This window comes from Chitinophaga hostae, assembly GCF_018224885.1.
GTDB classification, from domain to species: domain Bacteria; phylum Bacteroidota; class Bacteroidia; order Chitinophagales; family Chitinophagaceae; genus Chitinophaga; species Chitinophaga hostae.
This window is the reverse complement of record NZ_JAGTXB010000001.1, coordinates 688,779-710,380: the sequence shown is the minus strand read 5'-3', so window position 1 is coordinate 710,380 and position 21,602 is coordinate 688,779. Positions and strand designations below refer to the sequence as shown.

At 44.0% G+C, this 21,602-nt stretch carries 22 protein-coding genes; 6 read left to right on the top strand and 16 right to left on the bottom strand.

Annotated elements, in window-relative coordinates:
- Positions 1–80 precede the first annotated feature (80 nt).
- The 3 genes from dxs to KE626_RS02950 all read left to right on the top strand — a co-directional run bounded on the left by dxs (position 81) and on the right by KE626_RS02950 (position 4,407).
- Positions 81–2,006 (top strand): 1-deoxy-D-xylulose-5-phosphate synthase, encoded by a 1,926-nt coding sequence (gene dxs / locus KE626_RS02960; RefSeq protein ID WP_211971386.1) that lies wholly within the window; start codon positions 81–83, stop codon positions 2,004–2,006.
- A gap of 114 nt (positions 2,007–2,120) precedes the next feature.
- Positions 2,121–3,167 (top strand): flavin reductase family protein, encoded by a 1,047-nt coding sequence (locus tag KE626_RS02955; protein ID WP_211971385.1) that lies wholly within the window; start codon positions 2,121–2,123, stop codon positions 3,165–3,167.
- Between the two features lie 94 nt (positions 3,168–3,261).
- Complete coding sequence (locus KE626_RS02950) at positions 3,262–4,407, top strand: PAS domain-containing protein (RefSeq protein WP_211971384.1); 1,146 nt, start codon at positions 3,262–3,264, stop codon at positions 4,405–4,407.
- 2 nt (positions 4,408–4,409) lie between these two features.
- On the opposite strand, the gene KE626_RS02945 is transcribed toward KE626_RS02950, so the two are convergent.
- The 12 genes from KE626_RS02945 to KE626_RS02890 form a co-directional block, all read right to left on the bottom strand.
- Complete coding sequence (locus KE626_RS02945) at positions 4,410–4,787, bottom strand: hypothetical protein (RefSeq protein ID WP_211971383.1); 378 nt, start codon at positions 4,785–4,787, stop codon at positions 4,410–4,412.
- Positions 4,788–4,922: 135 nt separating this feature from the next.
- Entirely contained in the window at positions 4,923–5,648 is a 726-nt protein-coding gene (locus tag KE626_RS02940; RefSeq protein WP_211971382.1) for an HAD-IIB family hydrolase, read from the bottom strand.
- Positions 5,649–5,787: 139 nt separating this feature from the next.
- Positions 5,788–6,522 carry a pirin family protein gene (locus tag KE626_RS02935; protein ID WP_346344328.1) on the bottom strand — a complete coding sequence of 245 codons (735 nt, stop codon included), beginning with the start codon at positions 6,520–6,522 and terminating at the stop codon, positions 5,788–5,790.
- Between the two features lie 186 nt (positions 6,523–6,708).
- The gene (locus KE626_RS02930; protein ID WP_211971381.1) at positions 6,709–7,119 is read right to left on the bottom strand and encodes an OsmC family protein; all 411 of its coding nucleotides are present in this window, start codon (positions 7,117–7,119) and stop codon (positions 6,709–6,711) included.
- A gap of 162 nt (positions 7,120–7,281) precedes the next feature.
- On the bottom strand, positions 7,282–7,911 hold the full coding sequence (locus KE626_RS02925) for an NAD(P)H-dependent oxidoreductase (protein WP_211971380.1): 630 nt from the start codon (positions 7,909–7,911) through the stop codon (positions 7,282–7,284).
- 96 nt (positions 7,912–8,007) lie between these two features.
- Positions 8,008–8,535 carry a YceI family protein gene (locus tag KE626_RS02920; RefSeq protein WP_211971379.1) on the bottom strand — a complete coding sequence of 176 codons (528 nt, stop codon included), beginning with the start codon at positions 8,533–8,535 and terminating at the stop codon, positions 8,008–8,010.
- Positions 8,536–8,568: 33 nt separating this feature from the next.
- Positions 8,569–9,441 (bottom strand): pirin family protein, encoded by an 873-nt coding sequence (locus KE626_RS02915; RefSeq protein ID WP_211971378.1) that lies wholly within the window; start codon positions 9,439–9,441, stop codon positions 8,569–8,571.
- Positions 9,442–9,543: 102 nt separating this feature from the next.
- A complete protein-coding gene (locus tag KE626_RS02910; protein WP_211971377.1) occupies positions 9,544–10,452 on the bottom strand; it encodes a helix-turn-helix domain-containing protein in 909 nt (302 codons plus the stop codon).
- On the bottom strand, positions 10,445–11,239 hold the full coding sequence (locus KE626_RS02905; RefSeq protein WP_211971376.1) for a segregation and condensation protein A: 795 nt from the start codon (positions 11,237–11,239) through the stop codon (positions 10,445–10,447). Before KE626_RS02905 ends, KE626_RS02910 begins: the two co-directional genes overlap by 8 nt.
- 135 nt (positions 11,240–11,374) lie before the next feature.
- Positions 11,375–12,319, bottom strand: a complete 945-nt coding sequence (locus tag KE626_RS02900; protein WP_211971375.1) for a DUF3078 domain-containing protein — start codon at positions 12,317–12,319, stop codon at positions 11,375–11,377.
- Positions 12,320–12,406: 87 nt separating this feature from the next.
- A complete protein-coding gene (mscL, locus tag KE626_RS02895; protein ID WP_211971374.1) occupies positions 12,407–12,835 on the bottom strand; it encodes a large conductance mechanosensitive channel protein MscL in 429 nt (142 codons plus the stop codon).
- A 75-nt stretch (positions 12,836–12,910) separates the two neighbouring features.
- Positions 12,911–13,657, bottom strand: a complete 747-nt coding sequence (locus KE626_RS02890) for a PPK2 family polyphosphate kinase (protein ID WP_211971373.1) — start codon at positions 13,655–13,657, stop codon at positions 12,911–12,913.
- A 116-nt stretch (positions 13,658–13,773) separates the two neighbouring features.
- Here KE626_RS02890 and KE626_RS02885 point away from each other — a divergent pair, with 116 nt between their 5' ends.
- Positions 13,774–14,661, top strand: a complete 888-nt coding sequence (locus KE626_RS02885) for a DMT family transporter (protein WP_211971372.1) — start codon at positions 13,774–13,776, stop codon at positions 14,659–14,661.
- A gap of 104 nt (positions 14,662–14,765) precedes the next feature.
- Here KE626_RS02885 and frr read toward each other — a convergent pair whose 3' ends face one another.
- Complete coding sequence (frr, locus tag KE626_RS02880) at positions 14,766–15,329, bottom strand: ribosome recycling factor (RefSeq protein WP_211971371.1); 564 nt, start codon at positions 15,327–15,329, stop codon at positions 14,766–14,768.
- A gap of 119 nt (positions 15,330–15,448) precedes the next feature.
- A complete protein-coding gene (locus tag KE626_RS02875) occupies positions 15,449–16,594 on the bottom strand; it encodes a glycosyltransferase family 4 protein (RefSeq protein WP_211971370.1) in 1,146 nt (381 codons plus the stop codon).
- 163 nt (positions 16,595–16,757) lie between these two features.
- On the opposite strand from KE626_RS02875, the gene KE626_RS02870 reads away from it, so the two are divergent.
- Positions 16,758–17,594, top strand: coding sequence for a transketolase (locus KE626_RS02870; RefSeq protein WP_211971369.1), 837 nt, complete (start codon positions 16,758–16,760; stop codon positions 17,592–17,594).
- 110 nt (positions 17,595–17,704) lie between these two features.
- Here KE626_RS02870 and KE626_RS02865 read toward each other — a convergent pair whose 3' ends face one another.
- Together KE626_RS02865 and rbfA are read right to left on the bottom strand one after the other, a co-directional pair.
- On the bottom strand, positions 17,705–18,928 hold the full coding sequence (locus KE626_RS02865; protein WP_211971368.1) for an FtsX-like permease family protein: 1,224 nt from the start codon (positions 18,926–18,928) through the stop codon (positions 17,705–17,707).
- A gap of 122 nt (positions 18,929–19,050) precedes the next feature.
- Positions 19,051–19,431, bottom strand: coding sequence for a 30S ribosome-binding factor RbfA (gene rbfA / locus KE626_RS02860; protein ID WP_211971367.1), 381 nt, complete (start codon positions 19,429–19,431; stop codon positions 19,051–19,053).
- 195 nt (positions 19,432–19,626) lie between these two features.
- Here rbfA and KE626_RS02855 point away from each other — a divergent pair, with 195 nt between their 5' ends.
- On the top strand, positions 19,627–21,459 hold the full coding sequence (locus KE626_RS02855; protein ID WP_211971366.1) for an ABC transporter ATP-binding protein: 1,833 nt from the start codon (positions 19,627–19,629) through the stop codon (positions 21,457–21,459).
- The last annotated feature ends 143 nt before the right edge of the window (positions 21,460–21,602 follow it).

Here is a 21,602-nt window from a genome sequence, read left to right as displayed (position 1 = left end):
CTATTTTCCTCCGTCCGGATCACTATTTACCACATATTTTTATGTATTTTTGTTACTTCATATAAACCCTGAGCCCAATTATGAATATTAAGGCAGGTCAACTGTTGAGCCAGATAGAATATCCCGCTGATTTGCGAAAGCTGAATAAAGAACAGCTTCACCAGGTATGTGAGGAGCTGCGTCAGTATATTATTGACGTGGTAAGTGTGCATGGCGGCCACTTTGCGGCCAGCCTTGGAGTGGTAGAGCTGACCGTTGCTTTGCATTATGTTTTTAATACCCCTTACGATCAGCTGGTATGGGATGTAGGGCATCAGGCCTACGGACATAAAATCCTCACCGGCCGCCGGGAAGCTTTTCCTACCAACCGTAAGTACAAGGGCCTCAGCGGATTTCCTAAAAGAGATGAAAGCCGCTACGATACCTTCGGTGTCGGGCACTCTTCCACCTCCATTTCCGCAGCACTGGGTATGGCCATGGCCTCCCACTACAAAGGCGAATTTGACCGCCAGCATATCGCGGTAATCGGCGATGGCGCCATGACGGCAGGTATGGCCTTTGAAGCGCTGAACCACGCCGGCGTTGCCAATGCCAACGTACTCATTATCCTGAACGATAACTGCATGTCCATCGATCCTAACGTGGGCGCGCTGAAAGAATATCTCACAGATATCACCACTTCTCCTACCTACAACAAAGTAAGGGACGATGTCTGGAACCTGCTGGGAAAACTGCCTGTAGGTAAAAAATTCACCCGCGATATGGCCTCCAAACTGGAAGCCAGCCTCAAAGGAGTCGTATCCAAGTCCAGTAACCTCTTCGAAGCACTGAAGATGCGCTATTTTGGCCCCATCGATGGCCACAATATCACCAAACTGACCGATACCCTGCAGGACCTCAAGGATATTCCCGGTCCCAAACTGCTGCATATCGTTACCACTAAAGGTAAAGGCTATGCCCTCGCAGAAAAAGACCAAACCACCTGGCACGCACCCGGACTGTTCGACAAAATCACCGGCGAAATATTTAAAAAAACAGTCACCAGCCCCCAACCTCCTAAATACCAGGATGTTTTTGGCCATACCATCATAGAACTCGCAGAACAAAACGATAAAATCATCGGCATCACACCGGCAATGCCCTCCGGCTCTTCTCTCAAATTTATGATGGAGAAAATGCCGCAAAGAGCATTCGACGTGGGCATCTGTGAACAACACGCCGTTACCCTGTCAGCCGGCATGGCTACCCAGGGTATGCGCGTATTCTGTACCATCTACTCGTCTTTCTTCCAACGCGCCTTCGATCAGGCCGTACATGATGTAGCCATCCAGAAACTACCCGTGATATTTTGCCTCGACAGGGCAGGACTCGTAGGAGAAGATGGACCTACCCACCACGGCGCATATGACATTGCCTACATGCGGGGTATCCCAAATGTAATCATCAGCGCGCCCATGAATGAAGAAGAACTGCGTAACCTGATGTATAGCGCACAACTGCCCGAAAACGATATGCCATATGTAATCCGCTACCCACGCGGACAAGGCGTAATGCCCGAATGGCGCACACCGTTTAAGGCCATTAAAGCCGGCACCGGTCGCAAAATCCGCGATGGTAAAGACATTGCCATTCTCTCTCTCGGACATACCGGCAACTTCGTAACAGAAGCCTGCAAAGAACTGATAGGAGACGAACTGCAACCGGCACACTACGATATGCGCTTCGTAAAACCGCTGGATGAAGCCCTGCTCCACGAAATTTTCCAGTCGTTCGATAAAGTAATCACTGTGGAAGACGGCACCATTGTAGGTGGCTTTGGCAGCGCCGTAATTGAATTCATGGCTACCAATAACTACAGAGCAACCATAAAAAGATTAGGCATCCCCGATAAGCTGATAGAACACGGTAAACCGGAAGAACTCTATCGCGAATGCGGTTTTGATGCAGCAGGCATTGCACGCACCACTAGGGAAATGCTGAAAGAAAAAATTACCGTTACCATTTAAAATGGAATTACGAATTAGGAATTACGAATTACGGATTTATGAGAAGATAATAACACGCAATCTCCCCCGCAAATCCGTAATTACTAATTCGTAGTTCGTAATTTTCTTTATATCATGTATTTTCAGCTCAGGATAACGGATATTATACGTGAAACACCCGGCACCTACACCTATAAACTGGAGAATATTACACCAGAGCCGCTGGAATACCTCGCAGGACAATTTCTCACTTTTCTCATTACTTTAAATAACAAAGAATATCGTCGCTCCTATTCCTTCAGCTCCACACCCGGCGTAGATCCATATTTGTCTGTAACCATCCGCGAAAAAGAAAACGGAGAAATATCCAGGCACCTGATCCACACCTGGAAAAAAGGCGATATCGTTACCTCCCTGGAACCCTCCGGACGTTTTACCTACGAAAAAACAGAGACCGCTGAAAAAGATATTTTCCTCCTCGCTGCAGGGAGCGGTATAACGCCCATATTTTCACTGCTGAAACAAATCCTTACCCAGGAGCCAGCCGCACATGTAAAGCTGATTTACAGCAATACCACCCCCGAAAGAACCATCTTTTATGAGCAGCTGCAGCACTGGCAAACCCAGTATCCGGAACAACTGCAAACAATCTATCTTTTCAGTAATGATCCGGATAGTTATCATACCTATAGAAGACTGAATAATATTTTACTGGAACAACTGGTGAACACACATTTACGGTATCAATCCACAAATGCACAGTTCTTTCTCTGCGGCCCTCCGGATTATATGCGCACCATTCTCCTCACACTCACCTTTATGGGCTTCGCAGAAACACAACTGCACAAAGAAAATTTTGTGGTAAACACAGATGCCCGTCTTGCCAAAACACCACCTCCCCAGGATCATGATCTTAAAAAAGTATTGATCCGCTACCGCAACCAGGAATATCAGCTCGCTGTTCCCGGCGATCAAACAATTCTGAGCTACGCCCTCGCGAATGAAGTATTATTGCCTTACAGCTGCAAAGGAGGCGTATGCGGCTCCTGTACCGCCCAGTGTGTAAGTGGTAAAGTTTGGATGCCGGTTAACGAGGTACTGACCGACAAAGAACTGGCCGAAGGACTGGTGCTTACCTGTGTAGGCTATCCCGCAAGTGACGAAATAATTCTTGAATTATAACCCGTCATAATGTGAAAATTATTATCAATCATACTGATCTGAGATAATTTGTTCGTAGCTAAAATTTTGAGTAAATTCTCATTAAAATAAGGTGATGCGGAATGCCCCATTAAAGATGGCTGGTTTATGCTCATTGTTTGTTGTCATTTCGATTAACAGCTATCTCCTTTTTAAAATCGATTCCCGACCTGAGAACCTGTTGCTTACCGGCAGCCTGATAATATTATGCGGTGCATTTGCGCTTTTATTGATTGCTTCCGGCTGGCCTGCCCGCCGCTCCCCGCAATTCGAACACCTGTTTAATGAATATCCCATCCCGATGTGGGTCTACGAAAAAGCCACCCTGCGCTTTTTGTCCGTAAACAATGCCGCCATTCAAAAATACGGCTATACCAGAAAAGAATTCATGGAACTAACGTTAAGGGATATACGCAATCCGGAAGATGTACCACTGTTTATTGAAAATGCTGCAGAGCGCTGTAACGGCACCGACTACAGAGGCATATGGCGGCATCGGAAAAAAGACGGCACCAATTTTTTCGTAGAGATCTATTCACTGCCTGCCATGTATTTCGGAAAAAATGCACGTTTTATTATGGCCAAAGACGTAGACGCAGAAATGAGAGCCAGCAGGGAAGCCCGGGAATTAGGTATTCGCTACGAACTATTGGCACAGGCCACCAACGATGCGGTGTATGATAAAAACCTGGTCACCAATACCGTAACCTGGAACCGCGGACTATCCGATCTGTTCCTCTACCACGATCAGAATGATACTGATCTCGTACAATGGTGGCAACAAAACATACACCCGGCAGATCATGCCAGGATAATGATTTCGCTGGAAACAGTAATCGCCACCGGCTCAAATTACTGGTCAGAAGAATATCGTTTTCGATGTGCCAACGGAAGCTATAAACATGTGGTAGACCGCGCCTGTATCATTTATGAAGATAATGTACCGTTCCGCATGATTGGGATGATACAGGATATCGACAAACATGTAAAACAAGCCAGACAACTGGAAGAACAGAATAAAACGTTAAAGGAAATTGCCTGGATCAACTCCCACGAAATACGCCGGCCTGTGGTGTCGATACTAAGTATTACCGGGCTGTTTGATAAAAGCAACCAGGATATGCATCTCAATTCTCAACTCATGGAATGGTTACATGAATCCACACAACAGCTGGATGACATCATCCATAAAATAGAACATAAAGTAAAAAAGCTCGGGTAATACTATACCTCACAGGGTATAAAGCGATTAAAATCTTCTTTTAACGCCACATATAGTTTCCGGAATATTTCCATACGGTGCTGCATGGTAGCAAAATCATCAATTGGGCGGTCATCATGGATCACTGTTACGGGTGTGTCTGAATTTTTTTTCGCGCATTGCTTGATGTCATGAAACATCTCATCTGCGACTTCCCGTTGGCGTAGTAACCGGTTTTCAAGTTGTTCCACTTTTGTCATTACTTCCCTGGAGGCTTCGCTGAGAGCGATTTGTTCCAATCGTTCCCGCATCATCTTCACTTCATTTCTTACATCGTTTACTTCTTCTTTCCAGGAATTAAGCTGCTGGTGCAGCTCTTCGGTAGGAGTTGTCATTTCCATGGTGTATTGATTTATCAATTTAAATGATGATTAAAAAGCTATTCATCATACCAAACGCTATTGTCAATATCCACTTTAAATTACTAGCAAAGACCTGTTCTAAGGTACAATCTTTTTCTATTCCGCCCGCAACATTTAACCTTCTTTTTGCAGGTATGGTCCAAACTCCGGGAAAAATGCCATCGCTTCCAGTATCCCACCGGCGCCCACCCGCTGTGCCTGTAATACATGGGCCATGTCAGCAGTGCGGCTTACTAATTCGGGCTCCGAATTACCAACTACTACACCTTTAAAACCGGTTTCATACATAGAATAATCATTCATGGAATCACCTGCAACCAATACTTTTTGATGTGGCAAAGCCAATACTTCCAACAATTGTTGCAATGTGTATCCTTTATTCACACCTGCAGGCAAAATATCAAGATATTTTCCTGCAGATAACATCAGGTCACATTGCAAAGAAGTGGCTGCCAACCGGGCGCCATCGATATCCGTACCTTCATCATAAAAATAAGAACAGCGATATTGCTGATGTGCTTCCTGGTGTAATAACCCCCTTATCTTTTTCATGGTTTCACGCACGTTTTCTCCCGGCCACCTGGCCGCAATGTTTGACTGCACTGGTTCTACAGCAGAAAGGGTAGGCAAATGGGTAACAGTGGCGCCTACGTCACAAATAATATACTCAGGCCTTGGCAGTGCGGTATCTTCCAATAACTGCAATACGCTTCGTATACCTCTTCCTGTTACAAACACCAGTTGTATGTTTTTATTATCACGTAACAGCTGGTATAATTCTTCTTTATCCTGTGGCGTACCTCCTAAAAAAGTACCGTCCAGATCTGTAGCTAATAACATCCTGATTCCTCCGTAGTGGCTGTTTAATAATGAAATAATTTAATGCCCACACCGATAAAAATATAAAAAAAAGACCAGCCTTACCAGCCGATCTTTTTTATGTAATGGGTTAGTGTATAAATGATGTGTATGATTGATACTACATTGGTACATCTATCAACAAAAACTCTGCCGGTTTAATAACTTCAATATGCGCCTGATCATACTCGGATAAGCCAATTGCATCACGGGTTTCTAAAACCTCCCCATCAACTTTCAGCTCTCCGCTTAGTAAGAAAAGATAACTGCCTGAACCTGCCGTCTTAGGTGTAATATCCAATGTTCTACCGGCATCAAACTTACCTAATGAAAACCAGGCTTCCTGGTTCAACCAAAGCGCATCCATATTTTTCTCCGGTGAAATCACCACCTGCAAAGCATTTTCACGGGCTGCCGGATCAAATGTTCTCTGATCATACCGGGGTGTTACATCTCTTTCTGCGGGTATTACCCAAATTTGCAGAAAGCTAACATCCGCTGTTTTAGAGGCATTGAATTCGGAATGCACCACACCTGTTCCAGCACTCATGATCTGTACATCATTTTTACGGATCACTTCCTGCTTACCGGTGTTATCCCTGTGCTCAAGCGCGCCATCCAAAACAATAGATACAATCTCCATATTATCATGCGGGTGTGCACCAAAGCCCATTCCGCCTTTTACCGCATCGTCATTCAGCACGCGCAATGCGCCGAAGTGAATCCTCTCAGGATCATAATAATTTGCAAAACTAAATGTATGATGACTTTTCAGCCAGCCATGATTAGCATATCCCCTGGTATCTGCACGATGAATAACTTTTTTCATAACTAAATCTCCTTTATTTAATACCACACAAATATCGCTATAAACGCCCGCCCGGGGAATGGATCATCCGTTGAAAAACATGGACAAAAAGCAGAAGGCTTAAAGCAGAAAGCAAAAGCGATTGTAGTGAATGATTAATGCGGAATACTATATCCGATTAGTTCATTTGCTACAATCGCTTTTGCTTTCTGCTTTAAGCCTTCTGCTTATTTGTTATACCAACTTCGCATCTGAAGTAATGGTAGCGTTCAGCAGTTTGCTAACAGGGCAGTTTGCTTCCGCATCTGCTACAAATTCAGCAAATTTTGCCGCATCCAGGCCTTCTACGCTGGCAGTTACTTCCAGGTGGCTGCTGGTAATAGCGCCATTGTCTAAAGTAATGGTGCATTTGGTGTCAATGTTACCTGGTGTAAAACCTCCGCCAGTGATTACAAAGCTCAGCTTCATGGTAAAACAACCGGCATGCGCCGCTGCAATCAGTTCCTCAGGGTTAGTACCAATGCCATCTTCAAAACGGCTGCTGAAAGAGTACTGGGTCTTGTTTAATACAGTTGACTGGGAAGTTAAAGTGCCTTTACCTTCTTTACCGGTACCTTGCCAATTGGCAGATGCAAATCTTTTCATGTTTAGTTTTTATTTTTCTTGTTAGAAACAATCAGAGTGGAGGCCCAAATTACAAATTAATCGTGAAAAAAAACGCCGGAGCTTACTGCGGTTCAAAACAGGGCATAAAAAAGGCCGTATCATAGGTATGATACGGCCTGCATGGTTCCTGTCAATTGATTCCTATATCGTTTCTACCAATTCTGCTATTGGCTTACGTACTTTCTTAGCATGTTGCATCGCATCATCCTCCGCTCTGAATCCTACTCCGGCAATTACTACAGTAGTAAGTCCCTTGTCTTTAAGTCCTAAAATCCTATCGTATGCGGCAACGTCAAAGCCTTCCATCGGGCAGGCATCTACGCTTTCAACCGCGGCTGCGGTAAGCAGGGTACCCAGTGGCAGGTAAGCCTGTTTGGAAGCCCATATGGCCGTTCCTTCTGTGCCTAACCTGTTTACTGTCCCCTTCATCATACCGGCAAAACCTGCCAGCTGCTCCGGTGCTATATTGCGCGTTTCCGCTATATTATTCGTGTAGTCATCTACGTGAGCTTCATTCAGATCTGTATATCTCGCAAAAACAATCAGTTGTGAAGCATCTGTTACCTGTGCCTGGTTATTGGATGCGGCTTTCAGTTGCTCGCGTACCGCAGGGTTCTCTACCACCAGGATCTTATATGGCTGTAAGCCATAGGAAGAAGCCGACAATCTCGTTGCGGCCACCAGTTTCTCCAGTTGTGGGGTGCTTAATTTCTTCGCCGGATCAAACTTCTTCACAGCATAACGCCATTCCAGCTTATTCAGAATATCCATCTTCCTCAATATTATTGTTATGTTATTATCCGGATATACTGCCAGGGATACAGGGCCGTATATAAGCAACATACCCGGATAATCACTCAGAAAAATTTATTGCTTAACCATTTGTACACTCGCCAACAACTTCACTTCGTCGCTCAGTAATAACCCACCGGTTTCAGTAGTGGCATGGAATGTAAGACCAAAATCCTTACGGTTTATTTTACCGCTCAATTCAAATCCAGCTTTGGTCTGGCCATATGGATCTACCACCTCACCGCCAAATTCAACATTCAGTTCTACCGGACGGGTATTATCACGGATGGTCAAATCACCTACCAGCTTATAGTTCTCTGCGTCTATTTTCTTAACTTCTTTAGACACGAATGTGAGCTTCGGATATTTTTCTGCTTCAAAGAAATCTGCAGCCAGCAAGTGCTGATCACGTTGCGCATTCTGTGTGGAAATACTGTTGATGTCTGCTTCGAAAGAGATATTAGCAGTACTGAAATCGCTATCAGTGGTTGTCTGCATGGTACCATCAAATTTTGCAAACTGACCGGTTACGGTCGTAATCATCAGGTGCTTGATTTTAAATTGTACATCACTGTGTGAAGGATCAATTTTCCAGGTTGTCATATAGTTTTTTGTTTTAGTATTATTTAATATTGATTAACGCAATTGTCCCCATTTACCGGCATTGTAGTCGTTGATGGCGGTTCTGATATCTTCTTCCGTATTCATCACAAAAGGACCATACGCGAAGATGGGTTCATCTATTGGCTCCCCGCTCAGTACAATCATCGCGGTGTCTTTCAAAGCTGTAATAGTTACTTCAGTTCCATTCTTTTCAAACAAAGCCGTTTCTACTGCTTTTACAGACTGACCATTGATATCAACTTCTCCCTGGAATACTACGGCCGCGGCATTAAAGTACTCGGGTATCTGCAACGTGATGCTGTCATCTTTCTTCAGATGTACATCCAGTACATTTACAGGAGAAAACGTAGTGGCAGCGCCCTTAACGCCCGCATACTCCCCGGCAATTACCCGTACATAACCTTCGGCGCCAACTTTTATTACAGGAATATCTGCTTTGGTGAGGTTTTGATATGCCGGTGGATTGTTCTTAAATGCTTTCGGAAGATTTACCCACAACTGGGCAAATTCTGCCTTACCACCTGTTTTTGTAAATGCTTCGCTATATTTTTCTTCGTGTAAAATTCCGCCTGCAGCAGTCATCCATTGTACATCGCCAGGAAACAGGTAGCCATGACTACCGGTGGAATCCCGATGCTCCAGTTCGCCCTGGTACACGATGGTAACTGTTTCAAAGCCTTTGTGCGGATGTTCGCCCACACCACGGGGTCTTGGACTGGGTGGTATATAATTGGGAGCGGCATAGTCCATCATAATAAAAGGACTGATCACATTATTTTCAGAACGGGTGCCTCCCGGTAAGGTACTTTGTACCCTGAAACCATCACCTACCATATGTGGTGCGGCGGCTATTACTATCTGACTTACTTGTTTTTTTGTGTTCATATTATTTGCCTCCTAAGACAACACAAAAATACATGTTACAACACCTTTCAAGAATGGATTAAACACTGCTAGTGATGGACTTTTTTAAAAATTCCGGCAAAATCAGGCAAAAGGGGTGGCAGAAGAGCGGGAAGCCTCCTTAAATTCAGAGGGACTCTGGTTAGTATATTTCTTAAAAAAGCGGCTAAAATAGTGAGGATCGTCGAAGCCTAACTTATAGGCAATTTCTTTAGCCGTAAGATCTGTATTGTACAGGTAGCGTTGCGCTTCCAGGATCACCCTGTTACGGATATGCTCTCCGGCAGTGATGCCGGATAATTGTTTGCTGATTTCATTGAGCAGCACGGGTTTTATGTGTAACAGCCCTGCGTAATCAGAAACCGTTTTTAATGCGTGATATTTTTCTTCTATCAGGTTTTTAAATTTCAGGAAGATGGAACTATTGTGGGCCGCATGTTGCTCGGGGGAAATGCCCACGTTTTCTCCCTTAATACGTGATGCCAGCACCAGGAAATAACGCAGCAAACCATGCAGCGCCATGTCGTATTCGGGTTCCTGCATGGTTAATTCCTTCATCATGAGACGTACCACGGCCTCAATGTCTTTTTCCTGCTCGTCGTTCAGGTGTATTACGCTGCTAAACTGGCTGTTAAAAAACAAGCCGGAGTTGATCCCTGAAACCTGGCTTTGATCTTTTAAACACATAAAAGCATCGCGGAAGGCGATCATATACCCCTCAATCTTATCAGTGGCCTGCAGGTTATGCACCTGCCCGGGAGCTACAAAAAAAAGTGTATTCTTTTTTACCTCATGCGTTACCGCATCAATAGTATGTAACAGCTTCCCCTTCTTTATCCAGTAAATGGTGTAGAAGTCGTGCCGGTGCGGCACACCGATCTGGTTAAAAAAGCTGTTCCCTAATTCACACAGGCCTGATACCACAAAGCCGGTGTCAACATGTGCGTATTCCGGTAAGGAAACAATCCCGATATTTTCACGTTTCTCAGCCATCTATTAAAGTTCCTGCGGGTTCTTCCTCCCTGTCGGAAGGATCAATATATTCAATAATGAAATTATTTCTTCCTTCTCCCACCATAATTCCCATATGCTTCATCTGCACCAGTTCCAGCATACTGAGGAACAGGAAGATCGCGTGCACACGGTCTTTACAGTGATCAAATATTTTTTCGAAAGATAAAGTACGCTCTGCCCTTGCCAGCTCCTCCATATACATCCTGGAGCCTTCCATAGTGTAGTCATACTTATACACCACGTGTTGAGGCTTGTTGTCGCGCTCTTTCATGCGCTGTATTATCTTTTCAAAGGTCTTGGTGAGCTTAAACAGTGTAAGGGTCTGCACTTCGGTACCTTCACTGGTTGCTTCTCCGATGTCGGCCAGTTCCTTTGCTATATTTCCGCGCTTGATTTGCAGCATACGGTCAGCTTCCATTTCCGCCAGTTCCGCGGCTGCCAGCTTATAGCGCTTATATTCGAGGATCTTATCTATCAGCTCCATGCGCGGGTCAATTTCATTCCCCTGTTCATCCAGCTCCTTGCGGGGCAGCAGCATCTTGGCCTTGATACGCATCAGCGTGGATACAAAAAGAATGAATTCACTCGCCAGCTCAATATTCAATGATTCAATATGATGAATATAGTCCAGGAAGTCCTGCGTAAGCGTATTAATCGGGATATTGTAAATATCCAGTTCATCGCGCTCAATGAAGAACAGCAACAGGTCAAAAGGACCTTCAAATTGCGGTAATTTGATCTTATAGACAGGTGCTTGTTCGCTCACGTGATGCTTTTAATATTGTTTTAAAAAGAATTCGCACAAAGGCACCGGGTGAAATGAATGCCGGTATCATAAAACCAGGCTTCTTTTATACGCTGTGCCTATGTGCGATATCAAAAATAACAAAATTCCGCCGAATCAGAACTTCGCGGCGAAACCTACCCCTATTACCTGCTTTATCTGCAGACGCGGCCCCATTACGCCAGTTTCTTTATTTTCAAATACTTTTACATCATCATCATATATCATATCTACTGTCAACAGCGCCGAGATCCACTTGTTAACCTTTAGCTCCAGGGCATTGGTAAAAAACACATCTATATTCCCGGGATTATGCCGGTAGTCCGAAAATAAATCCAGCCGACCTTTATAGGTCATATTTTTCGCAAATGTTTTGACGTAGTTGGCAGACAGATAGGCGCCAATCTCATATTTGAAATGGCTTCCGGTATCTACGCCGTAAGCGCCTTGTTTGGAAAGCATATCATCCATTACAAACACAAAGCGGGATGTAATGGGAGAGAGGAACAAGGAAAACGAATTGTCCGGTTTATAGTCGAAACCCGGTGATACGAGTACATATGCTGGTGAAAAGAACTTGGAAGACAACTGCGGTGTAGTATCTGCAGGATATAAAAATCCATTCGCAAATTGTGTCCGTAAATTCACCAGTCCACTCAGGTACCAGTGCTTACCAATTTCATATCCATATTTTGAAGTGAGGTCTATACGGTCATCATTTTTGCGTCCGCCCAAACTGGTGGTATTAATATAACCATAAGCCAGATCAGCCACATTATCCCAGGAGTGTTTCCCCTTCTTATAAAATGCCCAGGCAAAAAGATTAGAGCCAATAGAAAAGGAAAAATTGTCTCCACCCGCTGCCCAGTTGCTCAATGAGCCCTGGTTAATATTTACATTAATATTCATCCCTTTTCTCCAGATTTTCGGGATGGTATCATTTGCGTCTTTCTTAATTTTTCCGGCGGCTTCTTCCCTCGACTTCTTCATCCAGTCATTTTGTGCATGCACAGCTGTAAACAGTAGCATACAGCAGGCAATGGATAAAATGATTTTTTTCATCAATTTATTGTTTAAGGTGAGTATACATATATAGCCATCAGATTTCTTCTGTGGGAAAAAATCTGATGGCAGGGTATTTATAAAATCTTATCTGGATTTCTTTAATTCGTCACGAATTTCTGTGAGCAGTTTTTCCTGGGTCGACAATTCAGCTGGAGCAGGGGCTTCTTCTTTCTTCTTCGTCAGTTTATTCATAAATTTTACCAACAGGAAAATACAGAAGGCGATAATCAGAAAATCAATAACACTCTGTATAAATGCACCATAAGCAAATACTGCCACACCTTTGGCCTTTGCGTCAGCCAATGTTTCCACTATTCCTTTGCTTTTGTCCAACTGTACAAAGGTGTCATTAAAATTCCTCCCCCCGGTAAATAATCCAACGATGGGCATAAGGATATTATCTACCAAAGATGTAACGATCTTTCCAAACGCACCACCAATAATCACACCCACAGCAAGATCCATTACATTGCCTTTCATGGCAAATTCCTTAAACTCTTTGATGAACGACATAATGCAAGGTTTTAGTGGTTAAAACTAGTGAACAAAAATAAAGCATAATCTCCGAAGCCGTTAATTATTAATCTATTATTTCTTCAAACGGGGATATTTCATATCCAGCGATTTCAGTGTATCCCTTAGCGTTAGCGCTATCAGGTATTCTTTATACCAGTTCTGATCCGCGGGTACAATCAGCCATGGTACATAGTTACAATGGTTAATGGCGTCCTCGTAGGCCTCCCTGTACTTATCCCACAGCTTAGCCTCCTTCAGGTCGTTTTCGTTATACTTCCACATTTTGCGCGGATCTTCGGTCCGTTCCACCAGGCGCTGTTGTTGAGCTTCCTGTGATACATGCAGGTAACATTTGATGATATGCGTGTTATTGTGGACGGTGAGCAGTTTTTCAAAATCATTGATGGCCTCCATACGCTTGTAAACCATCTTCTCATCAATCCATTTATGCACCCGTTGTATCAGGATATCTTCATAGTGCGAGCGGTTAAATACCTGTATCATACCTTTCCCCGGCGCCTGCTGGTGTACTCTCCATAAAAAATCATGTTCGGACTCCTCTGTGGTGGGCGCCTTAAAAGAATGTACAGTACAACCCTGCGGGTTCAGTGTGCCGGTAACATTTTTAATTACCCCATCTTTTCCACTGGCATCCATTCCCTGCACTACCAATAGTATGCTGTGTTTATGCTGCGCATAAAGCAGGTTTTGCAGTTCATCCAGTTCCTCCAAAATTTCCTGGGTTTTCGCTTTTACTTTTTCTTTATCCAGCTTTTTAGGGGCGGTGGTGCTGATAGCTGACAACTTGATTTTACCCATGTGTTGCATTCTTATAAATAAATTTAACAAAATCAGCTCAGAAGTGTTGCAATAACACGATTATATTTTGCTGAATGATGCTGATAACTGCACCTTTGTACTCGAAATTAACAACTATGCATCAACGTTTTGCTCATTGGGCAGTTTTCATATTACTATCACTTACCTGGGGAAGCTCTTTTATATTGATGAAGATCGGCCTGGAATCATTTACTTCTTACCAGGTGGCAAGCTTGCGGCTGGTAGCAGCCGGCGTGGCGCTGCTACCCTTTCTGCCAAAGGCTTTACGGGAAACACCGGTAAAGAAAATACCGCTTATTTTACTTTCAGGAGTGCTGGGCAATGGTATCCCTGCCTTTCTTTTTTGCCTGGCTGAAACGGAAATAGATAGTTCGCTGGCGGGTATTTTAAACGCGCTCGTTCCATTGATGGCGTTATTATCAGGCATTATCATCTTTAAAAGTCCGTTTAAAAAAGCACAACTTACAGGCATCTTTGTGGGCCTGGCTGGTGTGGTATTACTCTTTACCTCCAAAGGGATCAGTACAAATGCACATTGGTATTATGCATTGTTGGTGGTGTTAGCGACTATTAGCTACGGCGTGAACATCAGCCTGGTGCATCATACGTTGAAAGGTTTCCCGTCGCTGCAGCTGGGATCTATTGCCATGTTTTTTTGCGCGGTTATCACGTTCCCTGTATTATGGTTTAGTAATTTCTTTCCTCAATTTACACAGCCCAATGCACCATGGCGCTCACTTTCAGCTGGTCTTGTACTGGGGGTAATGGGTACTGGTATTGCTGCTGTATTATTTTTCCTCTTGATTAAACGTGCCGGATCAGTGCTGGCTTCTATGGTGGCGTATGCGTTACCGTTAGTGGCGGTAGGCTGGGGGCTGTTGGCGCATGAGCCTATCACCTGGATACAGATATTATGTATGGGCATTATTTTATCCGGTGTATACCTGGTCAATAGCGCTAACAAAGCTCCGGTGGAGAAGTAGGGAGATCTTTCATAAAAGAAGCGGAGATATCAATGGATCAGTATCCGTCGATATCTCCGCTTTAATATTTATTGATCCGGGAGTTAAAGGCGCAAGCCTAACCCTTAGATCGCCATAATTTCTTTCTCTTTAGCCTCACAGTGCTTGTCAATCAACACAATATGCTTGTCTGTCAGGCCCTGTATATCTGCTTCCGCATCCTTGGCGGTATCTTCACTCAACCCGTCTTTCTGCAATTTCTTCACAGACTCAATTGCATCACGACGGATACTCCGGGTAGCAACCTTTGCCTGTTCTCCTTCATTGTTGACTCTTTTCACAAATTCCTTTCTGCGTTCTTCTGTCAGTGGAGGGAGGAACAAGCGGATAATAACCCCGTCGTTTTGTGGATTAAGCCCGATGTTAGATGCGATAATAGCCCTTTCGATAGGTTGCAGCATGTTTTTTTCCCATGGTTGTATAGTCAGGGTACGGGCATCAGCAACACTTACGTTGGCTACCTGGTTCAATGCAGTTGGCGCGCCATAGTAGTCAACAAAAATACCATCCAGTATTTGCGGATTGGCTTTCCCGGCTCTGATTTTTGTAAGTTCCGATTCCAGGTGCCCGATAGCTTTCTTCATCGAGTCCGCTGCTTCATCAATGATAAGCGTTAGATCATCTTGCATAACATAAATAGTTAAGTGCGTGCAAACCTACAGGTTTTCTTTTAATCGTCAAAGTAACGCCCACGATAATGGAAGGAGAAATACTTACAAATAAGCATCAACAGTAGATTATCAGGAAATTATTTATCCTGCAGCACCCCTTCTGTTGTAACACGCAATATTTTGGTGGATTCTTTTGCCGTAGTAGCAGTTGCCGGCTGAATAACCGGTTCAGGCATAACTTTGACAGCCAGTTTCTTTTTGCGGGCCAGGTATAGCATACCGGTAAAGAAAGTAGCAGAAGCAATTACGACCATCAGCAACCAGGTTGCTCCCATTCCCTGTAACACAAATGCGCCAAGGATATAAGTGGCATTAATGGCTACGGAAACGAGCGTAGTTTGCCTGTGATTAAGTTTCAGATCAAGCAGATAGTGGTGGATATGATTTCTGTCGGCAGAGAAAGGAGATCTTCCCTGTAACATACGTACTGCAAATACACGTAAAGTATCGAACAAAGGTACTATCAGAATAGCGAAGGCAACCGCCGGTGTTGCCGATATCGGCATCTTTCCGACAGGGTTTCCAGCCACATCAATAAATTTCAGTATAAGTACCGCGTTTACCAGCCCTATCAGTAAGGACCCCGTATCACCCATAAAAATGCGGGCCGGGGAGATGTTATAAATCAGGAAACTGGCCAAACCACCAGCCAGGGCGAAGCCTATTACAGCATAAGTAATTTCACCCACATGCAGGAAATAAGCTCCCAATACCGCACTAACCAGTAAACCAATGCTTCCGGCATGTCCATCCACCCCATCTATCAGGTTAAAAGCATTGATAACTACGATGAAAGTGAAATAAGTCAGCATAAGGCTGATATTAGGCGGTAATGTATAAATTCCCATGAACCCATACATACTGGTTATCTGTAAATTACCAAGATAAATGATGGCGAAGGAAGCTGCCAGCTGCCCAATCAGTTTCTTTAAAGGAGACAGGCCAACAATATCATCTTTCATACCCACCATGAAAATTATGAAGAATGCCGCCATCATATATTGAAACGGCGAATTAGCCATTGCGGGAACACAGATAGCTGCTGCGATGATGAATCCGGAGAAAAAACCAATTCCCCCCAGCGTAGGTATACGCTGCTTATGTGTCTTCCTTTCGTCCGGCTCGTCGTATAAATGCTTTAATTCCGCAACCCTAATCAGTATTGGAATAGAAAAATAGGTAACAACAAAACTCAGGACGGTAGCAATTAATACATTCTCCATTAGTGGGGCTTAATTGTGCAAAGATATTAATTTCAACGAAATATGAAAAGAAGTATTAAAAAAATCAAGTTTTTTAATACTTTGGGATCGCAAAAAAAACCTTCAACAGCCACAAAATCTACGAAATTCTATTAGTTTTGCGGCACAAAAATTAACAACTATCATGCCACAGCTCAAAGATATTGCCACTCAGGTAAGGAGAGACATAGTACGGATGGTACACGGCGTTCAAAGCGGACATCCCGGAGGCTCTTTAGGTTGCGCAGACTTCTTAACTGCGCTGTATTTCAAGGTAATGGATCATAAACCGGAGCCTTTTGATATGGATGGTAAAAACCAGGACCTTTTCTTCCTTTCAAATGGTCACATTTCCCCTGTGTTCTATAGTGCCCTGGCCCGTTCAGGTTACTTTCCCGTACAGGAACTGAGCACTTTCCGCAAGCTGAACTCCCGCCTGCAGGGACACCCCACCACCCACGAACACCTGCCTGGCGTACGTATCGCCTCCGGTTCCCTGGGACAGGGAATGAGTGTAGCCATAGGCGCAGCCCTCGCAAAAAAACTGAATAACGATAAACACCTGGTATTCTCCCTCCATGGAGATGGTGAACTGGAAGAAGGACAAATCTGGGAATCTGTAATGTTCGCACCCCATCATAAAGTAGATAATCTCATTATCACTGTGGATCTGAATGGTCAGCAGATAGATGGTACCACCGATGATGTGGCCGGGCTGGGAGACGTAGGTGCTAAATTTGAGGTATTCGGCTGGCAGGTACTCCACATGAACGGTAACGATATGGATGATGTAGTGGCAACACTGGAAAAAGCCAAAAGCCTTACCGGTCAGGGAAAACCAATTGCTATTATCATGAAAACCGTAATGGGTCAGGGTGTTGACTTCATGGAAGGCCACCACGAATGGCATGGTATTGCACCAAGCGATGAACAACTGGCTAAAGCATTAGCCCAGCTGCCTGAAACATTGGGAGATTACTAATAAAATAATAAAAATTAAAAAGGGTCCGCATCATACCTGATACGGACCCTTTTTAATTTTTATTATTTATTATCATTACTTATCAAGTGTTCAAATCCCTGTCGTCTTTATCATGTTGCCTTCAGCGTGATGGCCTCTACCGCTGCTCTTCTTGCCGGGTACCAGCTGGCAGCTACCCCGATCACCATTATTGTAATAAACACCAGGCCGAAGTCTTCTGCATGCATACTTACCGGGTATGAATCTACCAGGAAAGAAGTGCCTTCCAGTTTAATAATCCCAAAATGTTGTTGCAACAGGCAGAATGAAATACCTAAGCCAAAGCCTATAGCCGTACCGATACCGGCAATAATCAGCCCTTCTGACAAAAAAATACGCATGATCAATGATTTCCGGGCCCCCATAGCCTTGAGAATGGTGATGTCTTTCTGTTTTTCTATCACCAGCATATATAGAGATCCGATCATATTAAATGCTGCTATGATCATGATAAAACTAAGTATTACATATACCGCCCATTTCTCCGTTTGCATAATAGCGTATAGCGACTGGTTTTGCTCATACCGGGTTTGTACCTTGTAATTGCCGCCAAGTAATTGTTCCAGCTTTTGTTTCATTTGTTTTTCGTTGGCCCCTGCCCGTATTCCTATTTCCAGGGCCGACATTTCCTGGTCGCCCAGCTCCAGCAGCTTGCGGAGGAATGCAATATTGGTGATCACATATTTGCTGTTGAACTCCTGCTGAATGGCAAAAGTTCCCGCCGGGTATAGCACCCCATTGTTCAACGCATCCTCGGGAGTTACAAATGCATTTACGTTCCTGCGGGGAAGATACACCGTTACAGGCGCCAGGCTGTGCACCACATCTACCCCCAGGGCGCCCTCCAGCTCCAAACCCAGTATAGCCCGGTAAGCTACGCTGTCGCCGGTGTCGAAACGCCCCCTGACTATATTATTTTTAACATCTGTTACATTGTTATAGTTGCCGTCAACCCCTTTTAATACTGCAATTGTAGGCTCGTCGCCGTAGCGCAGCACCGCCTTTTCTTCAATTACTTCTGAATAATGGATTACACCCGGCACCGCCGAAATTTGCTGGAGCTGGGCAGGTGTAAGCAGGATCGTTTTACCGCTGGCAGGGGCAATTTTTATGGCAGGATAAAAAGAGGAATAGAGGGATTTTACTAACCCTTCAAAACCATTGAATACACTTAATATTACAATCAGGGCGCCAGTCCCCACTGCAATAGCTACCACACTTACCCAGGCAATGATATTAATCGCATTGGTAGATTTTTTTGCACGGAAGTAACGGGAAGCAAATTGCCAGACCATGTTGAGAGAGGAAAATTACGAATTAGGAATTGCGAATTACGGATTTGCGGGTAGACAATAGCGGATGATTTTCAGGCATATCTACCCACCAATCCGTAATGTCTAACTCGTAATTCGTAATGCTATTTTTTGCCATCCTTAATATTTGCGTCGTCTTCCTTGATCTTTTTAAACAGCTCTTCCATCTTGAATACGTAATCCAGCGTATCATCCAGGAAAAAGCTCAGCTCCGGTATTCTGCGCAACTGCTTACCCAGGCCTATCCCAAGCAATTTCTTTATTTCACCCATCCTTTCCTTGATACGCTCCAGCATTTCAGCCGGGGCCTTTATCTGAAACATGCTCAGGTACACCTTTGCTTCCAGCAGATCAGGCGTCATTTTCACCGCAGCAACGGATATCATTCCTCCATCTACCACATTAAATCCCAGGCGCTGAAAAATAACACTTAATTCCTCCTGCACTAATTGTCCTATTTGCTTCTGCCTTTTAGTTTCCTGCATCTCATTCAATTTTAATCGTTAGTAAAACGGGCCTATGTACGATAATAGCATATTTACAGCACAGCACCAAACCATAACGGGCTGTCATAGGCCTGCCAGATGCGAAATTAACCATTTCCCGGAAAGAATAGTGGCAATTAAGGCCCGGCATATTGTAATTATGCTATTTTTGCCAGCAGTTTAAAAGCAACAGGAATGAAGACGTTCAAGCGATTACTCAGATTTGCCACCCCTTTACATCATTATATTCCGGAATATGTTATATATACGCTGATAGGCATTATATTCGGCATGGTTAACTTTGCCATGCTCATTCCACTGCTGACGGTTATTTTTAAACAGGTAGGTGAGGTTCCCCAGGTATTGCCGCACCCGGTATTTTCATTCTCCATCGATTATTTCGTACAACTGTTCAACTACTATTTCTACAGCTTTATAAAAGCCAGTGGTTCCAAGCAGAGTGCCTTATACTTTGTTTGCGGGGTGATCGGCGTTTGTATTACCATTGCCAACCTCGGCAGGTACATGAGCGCAAGGGTAATGGTTCGGCTTAAAATGACCATGCTTTCCAGGTTAAGAACCAACCTGTATGACAAATTTACCAGGTTGCCCATGGGCTTCTACAGCCAGCAGCAAAAAGGAGACCTGCTCTCTACCATGGCTAACGACGTGCTGGAAATTGAAAGCAATGTGATCAACGCCATGCAGATCCTCCTGAGAGATCCCTTTATCATCATCGGTTACTTTGCGGCGCTGTTCTACCTGTCTGTTAACCTAACCCTGTTCACCATTGTATTTTTTCCTGTATCCGGTTTGCTGATTTCCTATGTTTCCAAGAAATTAAAACAAAAAGGATGGTTCAGCCAGGAGCTGCTGGGAAAAATACTAAATGTAACAGAAGAAACACTAAGCGGTATCCGCATCATACAATCCTTTACTGCCGAACGTTTCATGAGAAATAAATTTGCAGAAGTAGATAACCGTTTTGTAAAGGTGAGCAAGTCCATGTATAACCAACGGGAACTCGCTTCTCCTATCTCTGAAATACTGGGTGTGATCGTAATCGTTATCCTGGTAATTTATGGCGGCACGCTGGTATTAAATGGCAGCGATCTGCTCACCGGCGCTACATTCATGACCTACCTGGTGTTTTACTCACAGATCATGCAGCCTGCAAAAAATATCTCCACTGCTGTTACCAGTATGCAGAAAGGAATTGTAGCCAGTGAAAGGATTTTTAAAATAATGGATACCGTAGAAAGTATTCAGGAAAAGCCGGATGCTATAACGGTAAATAATTTTAACAGCAGTGTAGAATATGATAATGTATCCTTTAAATACGAGCAGCAATATGTATTAAAGCATATCAGGCTGACTATTAAAAAAGGACAGATGATAGCGCTGGTAGGCCGCAGCGGTGCCGGTAAATCTACCATGGCCGATATATTGCCGCGGTTCTACGATGTAAACGAAGGCGCAATTCGTATAGACGGTAACGATATCCGCGATATTAAAATTCATGACCTCCGCAGCCTGATCGGCGTAGTATCGCAGGAAGCCATCCTGTTTAATGATACCGTGATCAACAACATTGCCTTTGGCCAGCCAAACGCCAACAGGGAAGCTATTGTAGCAGCAGCAAAAATTGCTAATGCACATGAATTTATTGAACAACTTGAAAATGGCTACGATACCTTTATTGGCGACCGCGGCCTGAAACTCAGCGGCGGACAACGTCAACGCCTTACCATTGCAAGAGCTATCTTCAAAAATCCACCTATTCTCATATTGGATGAAGCCACCTCTGCACTCGATACAGAGTCTGAAAAACTAGTGCAGGGAGCATTGGACAAGCTAATGCAAAACCGCACCACTATTGTAATTGCGCACCGTCTAAGTACTATACAACATGCCAATGAAATCATTGTGATGGATCAGGGCGAAATCAAGGAACGCGGCACACACGATGAGTTACTGCAGCAACAAGGCATCTATCATAAGCTGGTGGAAATGCAGGAATTTAAATAACCGGAATATAACGTTAAAGAATATACGTAAACGTGAAACGTCCCGCCAAAATGCGGGACGTTTCACGTTTAACCAATACCCGTCTACATTTTCATTATGTGATCTTCTGTGAAAATATTGGCAATGGGTACGGTTTTTGTTAT

Coding starts and splice junctions, on each gene's coding strand:
- dxs (WP_211971386.1), top strand. CDS start 81: ATGAATATTAAGGCAGGTCAACTGTTGAGCCAGATAGAATATCCCGCT.
- KE626_RS02955 (WP_211971385.1), top strand. CDS start 2,121: ATGTATTTTCAGCTCAGGATAACGGATATTATACGTGAAACACCCGGC.
- KE626_RS02950 (WP_211971384.1), top strand. CDS start 3,262: ATGCGGAATGCCCCATTAAAGATGGCTGGTTTATGCTCATTGTTTGTT.
- KE626_RS02945 (WP_211971383.1), bottom strand. CDS start 4,787: ATGGAAATGACAACTCCTACCGAAGAGCTGCACCAGCAGCTTAATTCC.
- KE626_RS02940 (WP_211971382.1), bottom strand. CDS start 5,648: ATGTTATTAGCTACAGATCTGGACGGTACTTTTTTAGGAGGTACGCCA.
- KE626_RS02930 (WP_211971381.1), bottom strand. CDS start 7,119: ATGAAAAGATTTGCATCTGCCAATTGGCAAGGTACCGGTAAAGAAGGT.
- KE626_RS02925 (WP_211971380.1), bottom strand. CDS start 7,911: ATGGATATTCTGAATAAGCTGGAATGGCGTTATGCTGTGAAGAAGTTT.
- KE626_RS02920 (WP_211971379.1), bottom strand. CDS start 8,535: ATGACAACCTGGAAAATTGATCCTTCACACAGTGATGTACAATTTAAA.
- KE626_RS02915 (WP_211971378.1), bottom strand. CDS start 9,441: ATGAACACAAAAAAACAAGTAAGTCAGATAGTAATAGCCGCCGCACCA.
- KE626_RS02910 (WP_211971377.1), bottom strand. CDS start 10,452: ATGGCTGAGAAACGTGAAAATATCGGGATTGTTTCCTTACCGGAATAC.
- KE626_RS02900 (WP_211971375.1), bottom strand. CDS start 12,319: ATGAAAAAAATCATTTTATCCATTGCCTGCTGTATGCTACTGTTTACA.
- mscL (WP_211971374.1), bottom strand. CDS start 12,835: ATGTCGTTCATCAAAGAGTTTAAGGAATTTGCCATGAAAGGCAATGTA.
- KE626_RS02890 (WP_211971373.1), bottom strand. CDS start 13,657: ATGGGTAAAATCAAGTTGTCAGCTATCAGCACCACCGCCCCTAAAAAG.
- KE626_RS02885 (WP_211971372.1), top strand. CDS start 13,774: ATGCATCAACGTTTTGCTCATTGGGCAGTTTTCATATTACTATCACTT.
- frr (WP_211971371.1), bottom strand. CDS start 15,329: ATGCAAGATGATCTAACGCTTATCATTGATGAAGCAGCGGACTCGATG.
- KE626_RS02875 (WP_211971370.1), bottom strand. CDS start 16,594: ATGGAGAATGTATTAATTGCTACCGTCCTGAGTTTTGTTGTTACCTAT.
- KE626_RS02870 (WP_211971369.1), top strand. CDS start 16,758: ATGCCACAGCTCAAAGATATTGCCACTCAGGTAAGGAGAGACATAGTA.
- KE626_RS02865 (WP_211971368.1), bottom strand. CDS start 18,928: ATGGTCTGGCAATTTGCTTCCCGTTACTTCCGTGCAAAAAAATCTACC.
- rbfA (WP_211971367.1), bottom strand. CDS start 19,431: ATGCAGGAAACTAAAAGGCAGAAGCAAATAGGACAATTAGTGCAGGAG.
- KE626_RS02855 (WP_211971366.1), top strand. CDS start 19,627: ATGAAGACGTTCAAGCGATTACTCAGATTTGCCACCCCTTTACATCAT.